The organism is Janthinobacterium sp. 78, assembly GCF_003096775.1.
Lineage (GTDB): Bacteria > Pseudomonadota > Gammaproteobacteria > Burkholderiales > Burkholderiaceae_D > Janthinobacterium > Janthinobacterium tructae.
On the sequence record NZ_QENT01000001.1, the window covers coordinates 3,995,232 to 4,014,164 of the forward strand.

The 18,933-nt window shown below is 64.8% G+C and carries 6 protein-coding genes and 1 riboswitch; of the genes, 4 read left to right on the forward strand and 2 right to left on the reverse strand.

The window, feature by feature from the left end; genetic code table 11:
• Window positions 1-342 precede the first annotated feature (342 nt).
• Window positions 343-429, forward strand: a riboswitch (cyclic di-GMP riboswitch).
• Window positions 430-512: 83 nt separating this feature from the next.
• The 4 genes from C8C92_RS17655 to C8C92_RS17670 all read left to right on the forward strand — a co-directional run bounded on the left by C8C92_RS17655 (window position 513) and on the right by C8C92_RS17670 (window position 4,780).
• The gene (locus tag C8C92_RS17655) at window positions 513-3,134 is read left to right on the forward strand and encodes a S53 family peptidase (protein WP_116746014.1); all 2,622 of its coding nucleotides are present in this window, start codon (window positions 513-515) and stop codon (window positions 3,132-3,134) included.
• Window positions 3,135-3,268: 134 nt separating this feature from the next.
• Entirely contained in the window at window positions 3,269-3,706 is a 438-nt protein-coding gene (locus tag C8C92_RS17660; protein ID WP_071076812.1) for an MbcA/ParS/Xre antitoxin family protein, read from the forward strand.
• Between the two features lie 2 nt (window positions 3,707-3,708).
• Window positions 3,709-4,476, forward strand: a complete 768-nt coding sequence (locus C8C92_RS17665; RefSeq protein WP_243420267.1) for an RES family NAD+ phosphorylase — start codon at window positions 3,709-3,711, stop codon at window positions 4,474-4,476.
• Entirely contained in the window at window positions 4,460-4,780 is a 321-nt protein-coding gene (locus tag C8C92_RS17670; protein ID WP_096235806.1) for a DUF2288 domain-containing protein, read from the forward strand. The genes C8C92_RS17665 and C8C92_RS17670 overlap by 17 nt, the downstream gene beginning before the upstream one ends.
• Here the strand turns inward: C8C92_RS17670 and C8C92_RS17675 are convergent.
• A complete protein-coding gene (locus C8C92_RS17675; protein ID WP_116744781.1) occupies window positions 4,777-6,918 on the reverse strand; it encodes a TonB-dependent receptor in 2,142 nt (713 codons plus the stop codon). The two genes, C8C92_RS17670 and C8C92_RS17675, sit on opposite strands and share 4 nt — an antisense overlap.
• Window positions 6,919-7,087: 169 nt before the next feature.
• Window positions 7,088-18,925 (reverse strand): YDG domain-containing protein, encoded by an 11,838-nt coding sequence (locus C8C92_RS17680; protein WP_116744782.1) that lies wholly within the window; start codon window positions 18,923-18,925, stop codon window positions 7,088-7,090.
• Window positions 18,926-18,933 lie beyond the last annotated feature (8 nt).

Below are 18,933 nucleotides of genomic sequence, written 5' to 3' on the forward strand. Positions count from 1 at the left end.
AACCACCTTACGCTGTCCGTGCGCGGCCTGCCGCGCAGCGCCGTATCCAGGCATGGTGTTCGAGACGGATGTTTGAAACAGCATATTCGATAAATTCATGGAATTCATTAAACCAGCAGAAAGACAAGCGCCGTTGCTGTGAAAAAACACTGTCACGCATCGATACCCCTCTGATAACCTTGCCTATAAGGCTTAATCAGGCTGGCAAGATTGTCTCCAGCAATAGGTAAATTCGCCACACTTCATTTCAATAATACAAATATTCATTGAAAATAGTTAACACTTATTTGGCAAATTCGCTAGAATTGATAACGCATCAGGAGGTTTGTCGCGATGCATGATCAATTCTGAGGGCAAACCCGTCGAAAGGCGGGGACGCAAAGCCACCGGCCTACCGCGCGCAAGCGCCACGGCAGCGGGGCTGCCAATGCAGGGCCGGGACCGCCAGCGCGCGGCACCATGCCAGGATGCATTGTCGAGATGTGGCCCTCGCCAACTCGGAGAGTTTCGCCATGAAAAAATTCAACCCCCTGCATCCCCGTCAAGGGCGTTTGCTGCTGGGCGCCACTGCCGCCCTCCTGCTGGGCGCTTGCGGCCCGGGACAGGAGACCTCGGCGCCGCCCGCCGCCATTGCCACAGCGGCAACCCAATTCACTGTCGAAGTGCCCGTCATCCCCGCCGCCGTCGGTGCGCTGGTGGCGCAACCGATGTTCCATGCGGCCCCGATGCTGCTCGATGCACCTGACGGGCGCGACAGCGGCAACAGCAGCGGCTCGGCCCACTGGCGCCCGCACATGCAGCGGGTACCCGGCACCATGGCGGAGATGTCCACGCGCCGCCTGACGGCACAAAAGATCGCCGCCGCGGAACAAACGGCGCAAAACATCGCACCGCTGCTGGACGGCGGCGCGGCGGACATCGCCGCGCCGATGGCCGGCAGCAGCGTGATGGCGACCTACTCGCCCGCGCAAATCCGCGCCGCCTACGACCTGCCCGCGCTGCCGGCAGCGGGCACGGCGCTGACGCCGGCCCAGGCGGCCCAGCTGGGCGCGGGGCAAACGATCTATATCGTCGACGCCATGCACAACCCGAACGCGGCCGCCGAACTGGCCATCTTCAACCAGAAATTCGGCTTGCCCGCCTGCACCACCAAGGCCATCGCCACGAATGCCACCCTGCCCTTGCCGCCCGCCTCGACCAGCGGCTGTGAATTTTCTGTTGTCTACAACACGCCATCGAGCACCATGACGGCCACCGCGCCCGCCTATAACTCGGGCTGGGCCATGGAAATCGCGCTCGACGTGCAGTGGGCGCATGCCACGGCGCCGCTGGCGCGCATCGTGCTGATCGAGGCGCCCGACGCCTCGGTCAACAGCCTGCTGGGCGCCGTGCGCCTGGCCAACCTGATGGGGCCTGGCGTCGTATCGATGAGCTTTGGCGCCGTCGAAGGCAACTGGACGGCGTCCGTCGACAGCGCCTTCACGGGCAAGAACATGACGTATCTGGCCGCCACGGGCGACTCGGGCAGCAGCGTGTCCTGGCCGTCCGTGTCACCGAACGTGCTGGCCGTAGGCGGCACCACGCTCAGCTACAGTGGCACGGGCACGCGCAGCGAAGCGGCCTGGTCGGGCACTGGCGGCGGCATCAGCGCCTATACGGCACTGCCCTCCTACCAGAGCGCCAGCAACGTACCGGGCATGACGGGCTTGCTGCGCCGCAATGTAGCCGACGTGGCCTTCAATGCCGATCCCGCCACTGGCCAGTACACGGCCGTGATGGCACAGGGCAGCAGCACCGCCAGCTGGCTCAGCATCGGCGGCACCAGCCTGTCCACGCCACAGTGGGCCGGCCTGATCGCCATCGCCAACGCCAGCCGCGCGCTGCAAGCGAAGACGGCGCTGGGCTTGGCGCATACTACGCTGTACGGCCAGATCGCCACCGTGCCCGGCACCTTTGCCAGCAGCTTTGCCGACATCACGCGCGGCAGCAACGGCACCTGCAGCGTCTGCACCGCCAGGGTCGGCTATGACCCGCTGGCCGGCCTGGGCACGCCCAACGTGAAAAGCCTGCTGGCCAGCCTGTCGGGCATGCCCGCCGCCCCGGTCGCGCCCGTGGTGACGGGGGTCAGCATCAGCGGCATGGTCGGCACGCCGCTCTCGTTTACGGTATCGGCCAGCGCCGCCAATCCCCTCAGCTACACCATGCTGGGCGCGCCGGCCGGCATGAGCATCGCCGCCACGGGCGTCGTCAACTGGACCGCGCCCGTGGCCGGCAGCTATGCCGTGACCATGGTGGCGCGCAATACCGTCAGCGGCCTGACCGGCCAAGCCGGGTACAAGATCGTCATCGCGCCGCAACCGGCGCCTGTCGTCGCCGCCGGCGCCGTCACGGGCAAGGTCGGCACGGCACTGGCCTTCACTGTCAGCGTCACCGCGCCGAACCCCGTCAGCTATACGCTCGCCGGCGCGCCAGCCGGCATGAGCATCAGCAGCGCGGGCCTGGTGAGCTGGGCGGCGCCGCTGGCGGGCAAGTATGCCGTCACCGTCACGGCCAAGGACAGCAAGACCGGCTTGAGCGGCAAAGGCATCTACACGGTGGCCATCGCCGCCCCGCTGCCGCCCGTGGTCACGGCGGCCAGCGTGACTGGCAAGCCCGGCGTGGCGCTGTCGTTCGCCAGCACGGTGGTGGCGCCCAACCCCGTCACGTACACGCTGTCGGGCGCGCCAGCCGGCATGGCCATCAGTGCGGCCGGCGTCGTCAGCTGGGCCAAACCCGTGCTGGGCACGTATAGCGTGACCATCATCGCCAAAGACAGCAAGACCGGCCTGTCGGGCCAGGCCGTGACGACGGTGAAAATCGCCGCCGCCGGCCCCACCATCACGGCCGCCGCCATGAAGGGCGTGGCCGGCAAGGCCATGAGCGGCAGCATCGTGCTGACGGCGCCAGGGGCGACCTCGCTGCGGATCTCGATCGACGGCGCGCCGCTGGGCATGCAGTTTTCCATGAGCGGCCTGACCATCACGGCCACCTGGCCGCAACCGGTGGCCGGCAGCTATACGCTGAAGGTGGTGGCGCTGGACAATAACGGCTTGACGGCGCAACTGAACGTGCCGGTCAACGTCACGGCAAAATAAGCCAGCACGGCTTGCCGACGGGGCGCAGCGGGACACCTGTCATGCTGCGCCCTTTTTCATGTGCGTGGGCCTTGCAACGAATCCTGAAAAGGAGTATAAATAGTCCATAAACAGAGCTTTGTTGAAGGAGTGCCATGAATCTCGCCTACGCCTACCCCAAGAGCCGCTTCGAGCCGGCCGTGCTCGTCGACCTGAATGCCAAAGCCGAGCGCGAGCGATTGTCGCAAGCCGCATTGAAAGGGTTTTTCAAGCTGGCCGCCGCCTGGAAACTGCGCGACGACGATGCGCGCGAACTGCTGGGCGGTCTGTCCAGCAGCGCCTGGTACGAGTGGAAAAAGCACCCGGACCGCGTGCTGGAAGTGGACCGCATCACGCGCATTTCCTATTTGCTGGGCATCTACAAGGCCTTGCACATCCTGTACGGCGACAAGCTGGCCGACGAATGGGTGAGTTTGCCCAACAAGAATCCCATCTTCGGTGGCCGCACACCGCTGTCACAGATGCTGGCCGGCGGCTTGCTGGCCATGCAGACGGTGCGCAAGCTGCTCGACGCGCGCCGCGGAGGACTGTAATCTTGCCCGCCACCGCCCATGACCACCTGCCGCCGCTGGCCGCCTTGCGCCAGATCGACACTTGCCGCCTGATTCCGTCGCGCTTCGCCGACATGGAAGACTCGGTGCTGGCGCCCCTGGCCGAGGACGACGATCACCTGCGCGAATTGTTCGAACTCGATAACGCGACCAACGCGCGCCTGGTGGCCGAGTATGGCGGCGCGCCAGGAATTGGCGTGGACGAGCTGGTTTTTGGCGTACCAAACTTTCGCATCATCAACGCCGCCTACACCTACGCCCGCCCGGAAGGGGCGCGTTTCAACGATGGCGAGCGGGGCGCCTGGTATTGCGCCTTCGACATGGAAACGGCGCTGGCCGAGATCATTTTCCATAAAACCGTGGAATACCAGGAAATCGACTATTTCGACGACAGCGTCAGCTACCAGTCGCTGCTGGCCGATTTTTCCGCCAGCTTCCACGACTTGCGCGGCCAGCAGCGCTACCAGGATTGCCTCGATCCGGCCAGCTACATCGCCTCGCAAGACCTGGCCGCCATCCTGCTCGAAGCCGGTTCCATGGGCGTGATCTTCCCCAGCGTGCGGCACGCCAGCGGCACCAACCTGGCCTGCTTCCGCCCTGCCCTGGTAGGCAATGTTCGCAAAGGTGGCGCCTATCGGTTAACATGGCAGGGTACGCCGACGCCGCGCGTGGAAGCCCTGCAGGCCAGCCAAGCGCGCGCAACGGCACCCGACTCACCGAACATTGATATTTCGCATGCAAACCAATCCTGAAAAAGACACCGAACTGCGCCTCAAAGTGAACAGCGAAACGGCCCGCCTGGCCTGGAGCGAACTGGAAAAGCACTTCGCCCAGGGCAACGTCGTCTGGGTCGCCAATGAGCTGGACCTGGTCGAAGTGGCCGTGCGCATCTCGCACGACGACAAGTCCACCATCACGCAATGGATGGTCGATGGCAAAGTGGCCAAGGTGTCGGACCAGCAGGCGCTGGACTGGCAAGCGGCCGATGCGGCCCTGTGGGCCGTCGTCGTCAGCCCGTTCATCTTAGTGCAGCAGGAAAAGCCGACGCAACACTAAAGACTGCGCTCGAACAGCAGGCGCAGCGCAGCGCTGCCGTCCAGGCGCGTCACGCTGTCGCTGCGGCCCGCATCCTCGACATACGATTGCCCTTGCAGCTGTCGCTGGCGCAGCAAATTGGCCGCCGACAGGCGCACCCGCGTTTTGACGTCCGGCTGCCACAGCGCATACGCGTCCAGGGTGCGCCGCACGCCCGCCTGGCTGCTGGCGTGCGCATCGAGCCGCGCCAGGCCGCCCGTCTGCACGTGCAGATTGCCGCCCATGCTCATCCTCGGCGAGAGCCGGTAATCGAGTCCCAGGTTGAACGTGGCCGGCACCTGGCTGGCCAGGCGGTTGCCGGGACCCGGCACGGCGGCGACGCTGGACCAGTTGCGCCCCGCATTGGCACGCACGTCGATATCGGGCGCCTGCACCCACCAGGTCCGCACGGACAATTTCACATCCAGTTCGACGCCGCGCAGCGTGGCCGTACCGTTATTGAACGGGCTGGCCGTCCAGATGCCATCGCGCTGAAACAGGCGCTGCACGGTGACGTCGCTGATGCGCCGCGTGTATGCCGACACGCTGGCCACGCCGCTCTTGCCAAAATAGCTCTCCCAGGCCGCATCGAGCCCCCAGGCCAGTTCCGGGAGCAGCTCGGGATTGCCCTGAAAATCGGGATTGTTGGCGCTGTTGCCATTGTTGATGGTGTAGCGGCGCGGCACCAGGTTGCGCGTGCTGGGCGCCTTGTAGGTGCGCGCCAGCGCCAGCCGCAGCTGGTCGCGTTCCTGCTGCGGCGGTTTCCACAGCAGTTGTGCCACGGGACTCCAGACGCTGGCCCGCGTGCGCACTTCGCTCAAGGTGCGGCCCTCGGTGGCCGTCTGCAAGCCTTCCCAGCGCACGCCCGCATACATTTGCAGGCGCGGCGTCACGTCCCATTCATCCTGCGCATACAGGGCCAGGCGCCGCACGTCGGCCGTGTAGTCTTCATCGAGCGCATACGGCGCGCCACCGGCAAGATACGTGTCGCGCTGGCGGCGCGATTCGCTGCGGCGTATCAGGCTGCCATCCCAGCCCACGCTCAGCGCATGCCCGCCACCCAGCCGGCCCAGGTATTTGCCGCTGCTGCTGACACTGTCGTCGATGGCGTCGGACACCACGCCGCGCCGCAGCAAAAGCGCGCCACTGGCCGCCGCGCCCTGAAACGCGTAATCCGTATCGCGCCGGTTGTGGTTGACGCCCAGTCTGGCCGTCAGCTTGCCCGCCGCCCCCAGCGCGTGCGTCCAATTCACGTCGTTGCGCGCCGAAAACACGCTGGCCTGCGACGTGGCGCCATTGTGCGGATACGCCGTGGGCATGCCCAGCAAGGCCATCTCGCTGGCCACGCCGTCAAAACCCGTGCGATACCAGTCCAGCAGGCTTTGCCAGATGATGGTATCGCCATTGTCCAGGGTCCATTGCAGGCGCGGCGTCAGGCTGGCCTTGTTGACGGACGAGGCGTTGCGCGTGCGTGTTTCGCGCCGCGCCAGCAGCGTGCCGGCCGGATCGGAGATTGTCTCAGTCGTCCTTCCCGCCACGTCATCGGCCGTGCGCTCCAGCGCGCCCGTCAGCGCATAGGCGAAACCGGGCAGCTTGTCCGCCACGCGCAAGGACGCGACAGGCTGCCAGCGGCCATCGCCCCGGCCCGCGCCCAGTTTCCATTCGCGCTCGGCGCCGCTGGCGCCCTTGCGCAAGACGACGTTGATGCTGCCGGCGACGGCTTGCATGCTGTATTCGGCCGTCGCACCGCGTAAAATCTCGATACGCTCGATCATCTCGGGCGCGATCGATTCGATGGAAAATCCCGGTGGCGCGGGGTCGCCGTTGATCAGCATTTGCGTGTAGCCGGCGCCCAGGCCGCGCATGCGCACCTCGCCGCCGACGACGGAGACGCCGGGTTGGCGTTTCAGGACCGCCGCCAGGCTGCTGTCGCCATATTGGGCCAGCTCGCCGCGGCTGACGATGATCTTCGCGGCCGTGTCGTCGCGCCGCTGCTGCACGCCGCTGGCGGCCGAAATGGCAACTTGCTGCAGCGGCGCATCCGCGGCGCAGGCGGAATCGGGCAAAAGCAGGAAAAAAAGCGGAGATAAAAACGGGAAATACTGGCTGGCGCTGCGCATGATGCCTTTTCTACACTGCGGCTAGGGAAGCGCGCAGTGTAGAGGATTTGATAATGCGCAGCAAGCGGCTTTCAGTGCCCTCCCCGGCAAAATGCGATGAACCAAAAAAATGCCGCTTCGCCTACATCACGAAGCGGCACTTCCACTGGTAAGCCCGGTTAGCGCATGCTTACTGGCTGTCGATGCTGGTGTTGCCAGCAGCCACAGGCAGTCGCAGGCCCGTATCGACCACACTCAGGCGCAAGCCCGGCAAGACATTGCTGTTCACCGATGCCGTCGTCAGCACCACCGGCGTGCCGCCCTGCTGCGGCTGGCCGCGCTCCGCCACCACCTGCACCACGTCTTCCTTGCTGGTCACGGTTTCGCCTTTCGCCACCACTTCGGCCTGCACCATGTTGCCCTGCGATGGCGCCACATTGACCGCCGCGATCACGCTGGCCACCGCGCTTTGCCGCGCTTCGGTCGGCTTGACGGTCAGCACGCCCGGCGTGTACGTCAACGCATAGTTGGTCGACGTCTGGCCGGCCGCCGACACCAGATAGCTGCCCGATGGCGTAGCGATGGTGGCCGGCGTGCTGAACGCCAGATTGCCGCTGACCTCGTTCGCCAGCGTGTCGTTGCCCAGCAAGCCCGTGTAGCTGGCCGTAAAGGCCGGATTGACATTGCCCTGGTCTTTCTCGGCATTGCCCACCTTCACCCCCAGTTCCGCCTGCGTGATGCTGGCCGTGGTCGTCGCCGTGGCGTTGACCGTGTAATTGCCGGCATCCGTACCGCCGAGGGCAATGCCGTTCACCGTCACCGTTTTGTTGGCGCCGGCGTTCTTGTCGGCAAAGCTGGCGCCGCTATTACTGATGGTCAGCACGTCGCCGGCGATACGGTTGTCATCCAAAGTCACGCTGGCGTTGGTGGTGGTGTCATACACGCGCGGTGCGGCGCCCGTGGCGCGCACCAGCAGGCTGGCCGGCGTGATGCTGGCCGTCAAGCCGGTCGGGTCGCTGACCGTGTAGTTGCTGGCCAGACCGGTGATGGTGTCGACCAGGCTCGTGCCCGTCACCGTCACGGCTTTGCCATTGGCCGCGTTCTTGTCGCTGAACACGGCAGTCTGACCCGCAATGCCCAGGCTTTCGCCCGCCACCAGACCGCTCAAGGCGCCGCCGGACAGGCTGGCCTCTGCATTGCCATCGTAGACCTTGTTGCCAGCCAGTTGACCCGCCACCGTCAATGCTTTCGGTGTGATACTGGCCGTCAAGCCGCTCGGGTTGCTGACCGTGTAGTTGCTGGCCAGGCCGGTGATGGTGTCAACCAGGGTTGTTCCCGTCACCGTCACGGCTTTGCCATTGGCCGCGTTCTTGTCGCTGAACACGGCAGTCTGACCCGCAATGCCCAGGCTTTCGCCCGCCACCAGACCGCTCAAGGCGCCGCCGGACAGGCTGGCCTCTGCATTGCCATCGTAGACCTTGTTGCCAGCCAGTTGACCCGCCACCGTCAATGCTTTCGGTGTGATACTGGCCGTCAAGCCGCTCGGGTTGCTGACCGTGTAGTTGCTGGCCAGGCCGGTGATGGTGTCAACCAGGGTTGTTCCCGTCACCGTCACGGCTTTGCCATTGGCCGCGTTCTTGTCGCTGAACACGGCAGTTTGACCCGCAATGCCCAGGCTTTCACCCGCCACCAGGCCGCTCAAGGCGCCGCCGGACAGGCTGGCCTCTGCATTGCCATCGTAGACCTTGTTGCCAGCCAGTTGACCCGCCACCGTCAATGCTTTCGGTGTGATACTGGCCGTCAAGCCGGTCGGGTTGCTGACCGTGTAGTTGCTGGCCAGGCCGCTGGCGGTATCGACCAGGGTCGTGCCGCTGACCGTCACGGCTTTGCCATTGGCCGCGTTCTTGTCGCTGAACACGGCAGTTTGACCCACAAGGTCCAATGCCTCACCCGCCACCAGGCCGCTCAACACCCCACCGGACAGGCTGGCGACTGTATTGCCGTCGTAGACCTTGTTGCCAGCCAACTGGCCCGCCACCGTCAAGGCTTTCGGCGTGATGCTGGCCGTCAAGCCGCTCGGGTCGCTGACCGTGTAGTTGCTGGCCAGGCCGGTGATGGTGTCAACCAGGGTTGTTCCCGTCACCGTCACGGCTTTGCCATTGGCCGCGTTCTTGTCGCTGAACACGGCGCTCTGCCCACCAATGCCCAGGCTTTCGCCCGCTACCAGGCCTGCCAGCACGCCGCCGGACAATTGCGCCGCCGTATTGCCGTCGTAGACCTTGTTGCCAGCCAACTGGCCCGCCACCGTCAAGGCTTTCGGTGTGATACTGGCCGTCAAGCCGCTCGGGTTGCTGACCGTGTAGTTGCTGGCCAGGCCGCTGGCGGTATCGACCAGGGTCGTGCCGCTGACCGTCACGGCTTTGCCATTGGCCGCATTCTTGTCGCTGAACACGGCAGTCTGACCCGCAATGCCCAGGCTTTCACCCGCCACCAGGCCGCTCAAGGCGCCGCCGGACAGGCTCGCTTGTGCATTGCCGTCGTAGACCTTGTTGCCAGCCAGTTGGCCGTTTACCGTCAAGGCCTTGGCCGTAATGCTGGCCGTCAAGCCGGTCGGATTGCTGACCGTGTAGTTGCTGGCCAGGCCGGTGATGGTGTCGACCAGGATCGTGCCCGTCACCGTCACGGCTTTGCCATTGGCCGCATTCTTGTCGCTGAACACGGCAGTTTGACCCGCAATGCCCAGGCTTTCACCCGCCACCAGGCCGCTCAAGGCGCCGCCGGACAGGCTGGCTTCTGCATTGCCATCGTAGACCTTGTTGCCAGCCAGTTGACCTGTCACCGTCAAGGCCTTGGCCGTGATGCTGGCCGTCAAGCCGCTCGGGTCGCTGACCGTATAGTTGCTGGCCAGGCCGCTGGCGGTATCGACCAGGGTCGTGCCGCTGACCGTCACGGCTTTGCCATTGGCCGCGTTCTTGTCGCTGAACAAGGCTGTCTGACCCGCAATGCCCAGGCTTTCACCCGCCACCAGGCCGCTCAAGGCGCCACCGGACAGGCTGGCGACTGTATTGCCGTCGTAGACCTTGTTGCCAGCCAGTTGACCGCTTACCGTCAAGGCCTTGGCCGTGATGCTGGCCGTCAAGCCGGTCGGGTTGCTGACCGTGTAGTTGCTGGCCAGGCCGGTGATGGTGTCAACCAGGGTTGTTCCCGTCACCGTCACGGCTTTGCCATTGGCCGCGTTCTTGTCGCTGAACAAGGCTGTTTGACCCGCAATGCCCAGGCTTTCGCCCGCCACCAGGCCGCTCAAGGCGCCACCGGACAGGCTGGCTTCTGCATTGCCGTCGTAGACCTTGTTGCCAGCCAGTTGACCGTCTACCGTCAAGGCCTTGGCCGTGATGCTGGCCGTCAAGCCGCTCGGGTTGCTGACCGTGTAGTTGCTGGCCAGGCCGGTGATGGTGTCAACCAGGGTTGTTCCCGTCACCGTCACGGCTTTGCCATTGGCCGCGTTCTTGTCGCTGAACACGGCAGTTTGACCCGCAATGCCCAGGCTTTCGCCCGCTACCAGGCCTGCCAGCACGCCGCCGGACAATTGCGCCGCCGTATTGCCGTCGTAGACCTTGTTGCCAGCCAACTGGCCCGCCACCGTCAGGGCCTTGGCCGTAATGCTGGCCGTCAAGCCGCTCGGGTTGCTGACCGTATAGTTGCTGGCCAGGCCGCCATTGCTGCCGTTGGACAAGGCGCCGCCGGTGACGCTGACAGCCTTGCCGCTGCCGGCATTCTTGTCCGCAAACGCACCGACCATGGCCGCCATGCCGACCGTTTCCGAGCCCACCAGGCCGCTCAGGGTGCCGCCCGTGATGGTCGCATCGAGCGCGCCGTCATAGGTTTTGTCGGCCGCCAGTGCGCCGGTGACGCTCAGCACTTTTTGCGTGATCGAACCCGTCACATTGCTCGGATTGCTGACCGTGTAATTGCTGGCCCGGCCCGTGCCGTCAAGCAGACTGATGCCCGATACCGTCACGGCCTTGCCGTTGCCGGCATTCTTGTCGGCGAACACACCCGTGCCGCCCGAGACCACCAGCGTCTCGCCCGTTACCAGGCCCGTCAAACTGCCGCCGGCCAGGGTCGCGGCCGTGGTGCCGTCATAGGCGCGCGTGCCGGCCGTCATGCCCGATACCGTCAGCGCTTTCGGCGTGATACTGGCGATCAGGCCGGTCGGGTTGCTGATCGTGTAGTTGGCCGCCAGGCCGCCATTGCCACCGTTGACCAGGGTCGAACCGGTCGCCGTCACCGTCTTGCCTGTGCCGGCGTCCCTGGTATCGAAGGTGGCGCTCAAGCCCGTCACACCCACGGTTTCCGTGCCGACCAGGCCGCTGATCGAGCCGCCCGACAAGGTCGCCTTGGTGCTGCCGTCATACACCTTGTTGACCGCCGACATGCCGGTAATCGTCAGCGCCTTCGGCGTGATGCTGCCGGTGCCGGTCGCGGCGCTGCTCGCCAGCGTGTAGTTGGCCGCGTCCGTGCCACCCAGGGTCAGGGAAGAGATCGTCACGCCCTTGCCGGCGCCGGCGTTCTTGTCGCTGAACGCGGCCTTGGTGGCGCCGATGGCCAGGCTGTCGCCGCTCACCATGCCATTGAAGGTGGCCGTGGCCGAACCGAACGTGACCGAGGTGCCGCCGTCATAGACCTTGCTGTCGGCCACCACATTGGTCACCGAGCTGATGGTTGCCTGACTGATATTGGCCGTCACGCCGGTCGGATTGCTGAGCGTATAGTTGCTGGCCAGCCCGGTGCCATCGGCCAGCGTCGCGCCGCTGACCGTCACGGTCTTGCCGGTGCCGGCGTTCTTGTCGACAAAGACACCCGACAGGCCGGACAGGCCCAGGGTTTCCGAGCCGACCAGGCCGCTCAGGGTGCCGCCGGTCACGCTTGCCTTGGTGGTGCTGTCATAGACCTTGTTGGCGGCCGCCACGCCGGTGACGCTCAAGGCTTTTTGGGTGATGCTGGCGATCAGGCCGCTGGCCGGGCCGACCGAGTAATTGCTGGCCAGGCCGCCATTGCTGCCGTTGGACAAGGTGCCGCCGGTGATGCTGACGGCCTTGCCGCTGCCGGCGTTCTTGTCCGCAAACGCACCGGCCAGGCTTGCCAGTCCGACCGTTTCCGAACCGACAAAGCCGCTCAGGCTGCCGCCCGTGATGCTCGCATCGAGCGCGCCATCATAGGTTTTGTCAGCCGCCAGCGCGCCGGTGACGCCCAACACTTTTTGTGTGATGGAACCGGTCACATTGGTTGGGTTGGTCACGCTGTAATTGCTGGCCAGGCCCGTGCCGTCAAGCAGGCTGATGCCAGATACCGTCACTGTCTTGCCGTTGCCGGCGTTCTTGTCAACGAACACACCCGTGCCGCCCGACAAGACCAGCGTTTCGCCGCTGATTACGCCACTCAGGCTGCCGCCGGCCAGGGTCGCGCTCGTGGTGCCGTCATACACGCGCGTACCGGCCGTCATGCCCGACACCGTCAGCGCTTTCGGCGTGATATTGGCCGTGAAACCGGTCGGGTTGGCCATCGTGTAGTTGCTGGCCAGGCCGCCGTTGCCGCCGTTGACCAGGGTCGTGCCGGTCGCCGTCACCGCCTTGCCTGTGCCGGCGTTCTTGTCATCAAAAGTAACCGTCAAACCCGTCACGCCCAGGGTTTCATCGCCGACCAGGCCGCTGATTGAGCCGCCCGTCACGCTGGCCTTGGTGTTGCCGTCGTAGGCCTTGCTGACGGCCGACATGCCGGTAATCGTCAGCGCCTTCGGCGTGATGGCGCCGGTGCCGCTGCCGATGGTGCTGGTCAGGTTGTAGTTGCCCGCGTCAAGGCCGCCCAGGGCGATGCCGCTGACGGCCACCGTCTTGCCGTTGCCGGCGTTCTTGTCGGCGAACGTGGCGCTGGTGGCGCTGATCGACAGGCTGTCACCGCCCACCATGCCGTTGAAGGTGGCGCCGGTGGCGCTGACGGTGGCCTTGGTATTGGCGTCGTAGACCTTGCTGTCGGCGACGATATTGCTGACGGTGCTGATGGTGGCCTTGGTGATATTGGCCGTCAAACCGGTCGAATCGGTGACCGTGTAGTTGGACGCCAGGCCACCATTGGCGCCGCCCGTCAATACCGCGCCGCTGACGGTCACCGCTTTCGCGGTGCCGACATTCTTGTCGGCAAACAGGCCCGTCATGCTGGTCAGCGTCAGGGTTTCCTTGCCGACCAGACCGTCCAGGCTGCCGCCGCTGATGGTTGCCGCCGTGCTGCCATCGTAGACCCGGTTAACGGCTGTTGCACCGATCACCGTCAATGCCTTCCGGGCGATGCTGGCGGTGGCCATGGCGCTGGTATTGGTGAAGTTATAGTTGGCCAGGTCGTTGCCCGTCAGCGTGACGTCGGAGATATTGACAGTCTTGCCGGTGCCCGCATTCTGGTCGCTGAAGGCACCGCTGGCGCTGGAAAAGGCCAGATCGTCGCCAACCACCATACCGGTGATGACGGCCTTGCCGCCAATCACGGCGGCAGTGCTGCCATCGTAGGTCTTGTCGCTGGCGCTCAAGCCGCTGACGCTGGAAATGCTTGCCTTGGTGACGTTGCCGGTCACACTGGTCGGATTGCTGACCGTGTAATTGCTGGCCAGGCCGCCGGTATTGTCGGCCAGCGTGGCGCCGGTGACGGTGACAGCCTTGCCGCTGCCGGCATTCTTGGTGGCATAGGCGCCGCTCAAGCCGGACAGCGTCAATGTTTCGCCGCTGACCAGACCATCGAGCACACCGCCCGCCAGGGTCGCGGCCTTGGTGCCATCATAGACGCGGGTTACGGCGCTGGCACCGGTGACCGTCAGCGCCTTCGGCGTGATATTACCGGTCGCGTCAGTGGCATTGGTCACCGTATAGTTGCTGGCAAGGCCAGAGCCATTGCCCAGGGTGGCGCCGGTCACCGTCACGGCCTTGCCGTTGCCCGCGTTCTGGTCGTTGAATTCACCGCTCTGGCCAGACAGGCTCAGGGTTTCGCCGTTAACCAGGCCATTCAGGGTCCCGCCGGTGACTGTCGCCGCTTTCGTGCCGTCGTAATCCTTGCTGGCAACGGTCACGCCGCTGACCGTCAATCCTTGTTGCGCGATATCAGCCTTCAGGCCCGTCACGCTGGCGAGCGTGTAGTTGCTGGCCAGGCCACCGTTGCTGCCGTCGCTCAAGCTGCCACCGGTGACCGTCACCGCCTTGCCATTGCCGGCGTTCTGGTCGGCAAAGCTGCCCGACAGCGTGCCCAGGCCGACCGTTTCGCCGTTGATCATGCCGCCCAGGGTGCCGCCCGTAATCGCGGCCGCCTTGGTGCCGTCGTAAGTCTTGTTGCCTGCCGTCACGCCGGTCAACGTCAGGGTTTTGGGCGTGATGCTGGCCAGCACGGTGGTATCGGCCAGCGTGTAGTTGGACGCCAGGCCGCCGCCGCTGCCATTGCCCAGGGTGGTGTGGACGGTGACTACCTTGTTATTGCCGGCGTTCTGGTCAGCAAACGCGGCAGTAGAGCCTGATACCAGTCCTTCGCCGCTCACATAGCCGGTGATGCTGCCCTTGTTGATGGCGGCCGTCTCATTGCCGTCGTACTCTTTGTTCTCCACCGCCAGGTTGGTCCAGGTCAGCGTCTTGGCCGTGATGGTGCCGGTAACGCTGGTCGGCGCATCGAGCGTGTAGTTGCTGGCCAGGCCGGTGCCATCGGATAGCGTGCCCAGCGTCACCGTCAGCGTCTTGTCGGTGCCTGCGTTGGCGTTCTGATAAGTGCCACTCGAGGCGCCGAGGCTCAGGGTTTCACCAGTCACCAGGCCATTCAAGGTGCCGCCGGTCACGGTTGCCGACGCCAGCTTGTCGTATTGCTTGGTGGTCGCGGCCAGGCCGGACAAGGTCAGCGCTTTCGGCGTGATGGTGCCGGTCATACCGGTGGCAGTGACGATATAGTTGCCACCGGCGCTGCCGGTGGTGAGCGCGGTCACGGCCTTGCCGGTGCCCGCGTCCTTGGTATCGAAGGTGCCCGTATTGACGTTGATATTGAAGATGTCCTGCGACAGCACGCCGCTCAGCGCACCGCCGGAAACCGTGGCGGCGGTGGTGCCGTCATAGTCGCGGGCGGTCACCGTGGCACCGGTCAGGGTCACGGCCTTTTTGTCGATGGTGAAGGTCGCCGTGTTGGAAGTGATGGCGTAACCACGCTGGCCGGAATACAGGCCGCCGGCCGTGATGGCGTAGGTGCCGGCGTTGACGGCACTGCCCGCCGCGCCATAGTTCATCGAACCGGACAACGAGGCGTTCGGATTCGAATACGTGAAGCTTGGCGCCGTCCAGCTGCTGGTGCCGTCATAGGTCTTGCTGGCGTTCGAGGCAAACGTCACCTGCAGCGGCGTCATGAAGGCGCGCAGCAATGGGTAGGTATTCGTGTCGTAGACGATCCACGTGCTGGCCAGGTCCCACGCTGCGCCGCTGTAGGTGGACAGCGCTTTCATTTGCGCGGTGGTCAAGCCGGTGCCGGTGGCGCTGGTGAACTGGCCCGTGGTGGTGGTATCCCAGAAATTGCCGGTGGCGGTGCCGCCACTATTTGCGCCGACCAGGCCGCCCACGCTGGCGGTGCCGGAGACGGCGCCGGTGGCGTAGTTATTGGTCAAGGTGCCGGAGTTCAGGCCGACCAGGCCGCCTACATTGGTCACGCCGCTCACCGTGCCGGAGGCATAGCTGTTGCTGACCGTGCCGCTATTGCTGCCGACCAGGCCGCCGACGTCGGTCGAGCCGGTCACGCTCGCGGTGCTGTAATTGCCGCTGACAATGCCGGCATTGTTGCCGACCAGCGCGCCGGTGTTATCCCTGCCGGTGATGCTGCCGCCTTCCAGGCCGACATTGCGCACGATCGCGGTGCCAGACGTCGCGCCGAACAGACCAGCGTAATCCGTGCCGGGACGGTTGACGACCAGGCCGGAAATGACATGGCCGGCGCCGTCGAAGGTACCGGTGAACCTGGCGCCGGTGCTGGTACCGACCGGCACGAAGGTGGCGCCATTCCAGACATCGCCGCCGGTGCCGGTGCTGGCGGCGTTGATATCCTGCTTCAGCGTGTAGTTGCCGGCCAGGTTCATGGCCATCAGCTGCAACTGGTGCGACGAGTAGATATTGGTGCTGTACTCGGCCGACAGCATCGGCCCGGTGGCGCCCAGCACGGTGCCGGCGTTGTTGAGCGAGCCATCGATATCGACGATGACCCAGTTGTTGCCGGTGGCACCAGGCGTGTTGGTGAAATTGAAGCCGCCGAAATTCGATCCGGTTTGCATTTCCGTCGCGGTCAAGCCCGCGACCGTCGTGACCGTTCCACCGCCGGAATTGTTGCCAACCGCCACAATCGGGGCCGGATTCAAGGTTGTATTGTAATAACCGTTAGCGATCGAACCCGTGGCGGCGCTGATGATGCCAACCACGCCGCCCACCGTGCCGGTGGCGCCGTTGATCAGGCCAACCGTGCCCGACGAATACACCCTGGTGACACTACCCCCGACACCGATCGTGCCAACCACGCCGCCTGTGCCGCTGGGGGTGCCGACCGTAGACCCGCTGGCGCCATTGACTGCGCCGGTCACGTAACTGTCGCTGAGCTGCCCCTTGTGCATGCCGACCAGGCCACCGGTGGCCGTGGTGCTGGAACTGCTGGCGGCCAGGCCCAGCGCGGTGACTGTTCCGGTGGAATAACTGTTGCTGATCAGGGAAGCGGGTGTGGCGCCGCTAATGGTGTAAGTGACAGCCGCCAGGCCACCCACATAGGCACCGCCCGACACGGCGCCGGTGTTGTAGCTGTTGGTGATGATGCCACCTGCGCGATTGTGGCCGACCAGGCCGCCGACATCGTTTTTGCCTGACACCACGCCGGAATTGAAACTGTTGGTGATGCTGCCCTTGTTATTGGCAACCAGACCGGCTGCCGTGAACAGCCCGGTCACGCTACCGCTGTTATAGCTGTTGATAATCTTGCTGTCGGCACTGGTTTCGCCCACCAGGCCACCCAAAAAGCCATCGTGCTTGATGGTGGTCAGGATCACCGAGCCGTTATTGTAGCTGTCGGTGATGGTGCCTTGATTGAGTGCGACCAGTCCGCCGGCATGCGTCCTGCCTGCGGCCGATACCGTACCACTGCTGACAAAAGCATTGCTGATGATGCCATTGTTGATGCCGACCAGTGCCGCCGCCCGGCCATAAGTACCACTGGCGATATTGCCGGTGATGGCGACGTTCGACAAGCCCAGATTGCGCAAGCTTGCGGTCGTGCTGGTCGCGCCGAACAGCGCGGCAATGCCAGACGACGAGGTGTTGGTAATTGTCAAACCATTGATGACATGGCCCAGGCCGTCGAACTGGCCGGTGAAGGGCACGGCGATGGTGCCGATCGGCGTGAAACCGTTGGCGCCCCACACCGCCGTGTTCGCCGTGCCGCTGGCATCGATATTGGCGCCCAGCACGAAGTTGCCGCTCAGCGCATTTTTCAAGCCTTGCAAATCGGTGCCGCTTACGCTGGTGGCCGCGCCCAGGCTGTTGATCACCGTGTAGGCCGTCGCCGTGCTGTCGCTGCCCAGCTTGGTGCTGAAGTTCAGCCCCGATGGCAGGTCGATCTCGGCCTTGACGTTGTACTTGCTCGTATTGCCGGATGCAACGTTAGCTTGGCCATATTCCAGTGCCAGGCTGGCCGTGCCGGAGCCGCGCAGTGGCTGGTTGATGTTGATATTGTTTTGCGCCGTCATCTTCAGCTGGTTGGCCGACCATGAAATCGTGTCGTTGACGTTGATGTTGCCCAGCGTGCCGGTGCCGCCCGAGATGCTCTGAATCTGGACACTGGTGCTCTTGAGCGCATTGGTATAAAACGCGCCGGTCTGGTCGCCGCCGGTTGGCGCGATGGTGTAGTCGGTCGGGTCGATCAGCCAGGTGCCGGTCAGGCCGTGGCTCGATGCCGTCGTGACCTTCAACGCGTCATCGATCTTGACGTGCGCGGCCGAAGTGTCGATAAAGCCGCCGCGGCTGCCAACCTCGCCTATTGGCGCGCTGGCGTCCAGCGTGCCGGCCGCATTGACCGTGCCGGTCTGCATATCGCCCAGCAACTTGATCGTGCCGCTGCGCGTATCGATCGTGTGCGCCTCGATCACGCCCGTGTTGTTGACGACGGTTTTCAGCAAGTCGCCGGCCGCCTGCGCGCTCAAGAGTACGCTGCCGCCGTCAGCCTTGATCATGCCGCCATTGCTGACCAAAGCGCCCACGGCGCCCGCGTTGACGGCGACATTGAGCAAGCCGTCGCCCGCCACGTCCAGCGTGATGGCGCGGCCCGCCGCCAGGGCCACCGAGCCCAGGCGTGCCTGGATCGTGCCCTCGTTCGACACGTTGGCGCCCAGCAAGGCCACATAGCCGCCCGGCGCGCTGATCGAGCCCTGATTCAGGACTTTACCCGTGCCATTGCCGGAAAATTGGTATTTGCCGGCCATGAAGTCGGCGTTGTTGATATCCAGGGTGGAGGCCACCAGGCCCGCCGTGTTGACCGAGGCTCCTTGGCCGAACAGCACGCCGTTCGGGTTGACGATAAACACCTTGCCGTTGGCCGACAAGTTGCCGAGGATGGTCGTGCCATCGCTGCCCAGCACGCGGTTCAAGGCCACCGCATTGCTGTTCGGCTGCACGAATTGCACCGACTCGCCCTTGTTGATATTGAAGTTGGCCCAGTTGATCACCGCGTTCTGGCTGCCCTGCTTGATCACCGTCGAACCTGGCGCACCGGTGATGCTGGCCTGGCCCGCCACCACCGTGCCGCCCGCCGGCCCCGCCAGCGCCAGACTGCCGTAGCCCAGCATCAGCGCCGCCGCCATGCTGGTCAAGGCGAAATGCGCCCCGCCTCCGCTGCATCCTGGCATCGAGCGCTTGCCGGCCGATTTGACGTTTTCGGACACGGCGGCGTAAGCGCCCGTGGCCTGGTTCCAGATGGAGCGGTAGATGCGGTTCATGGCGGTGT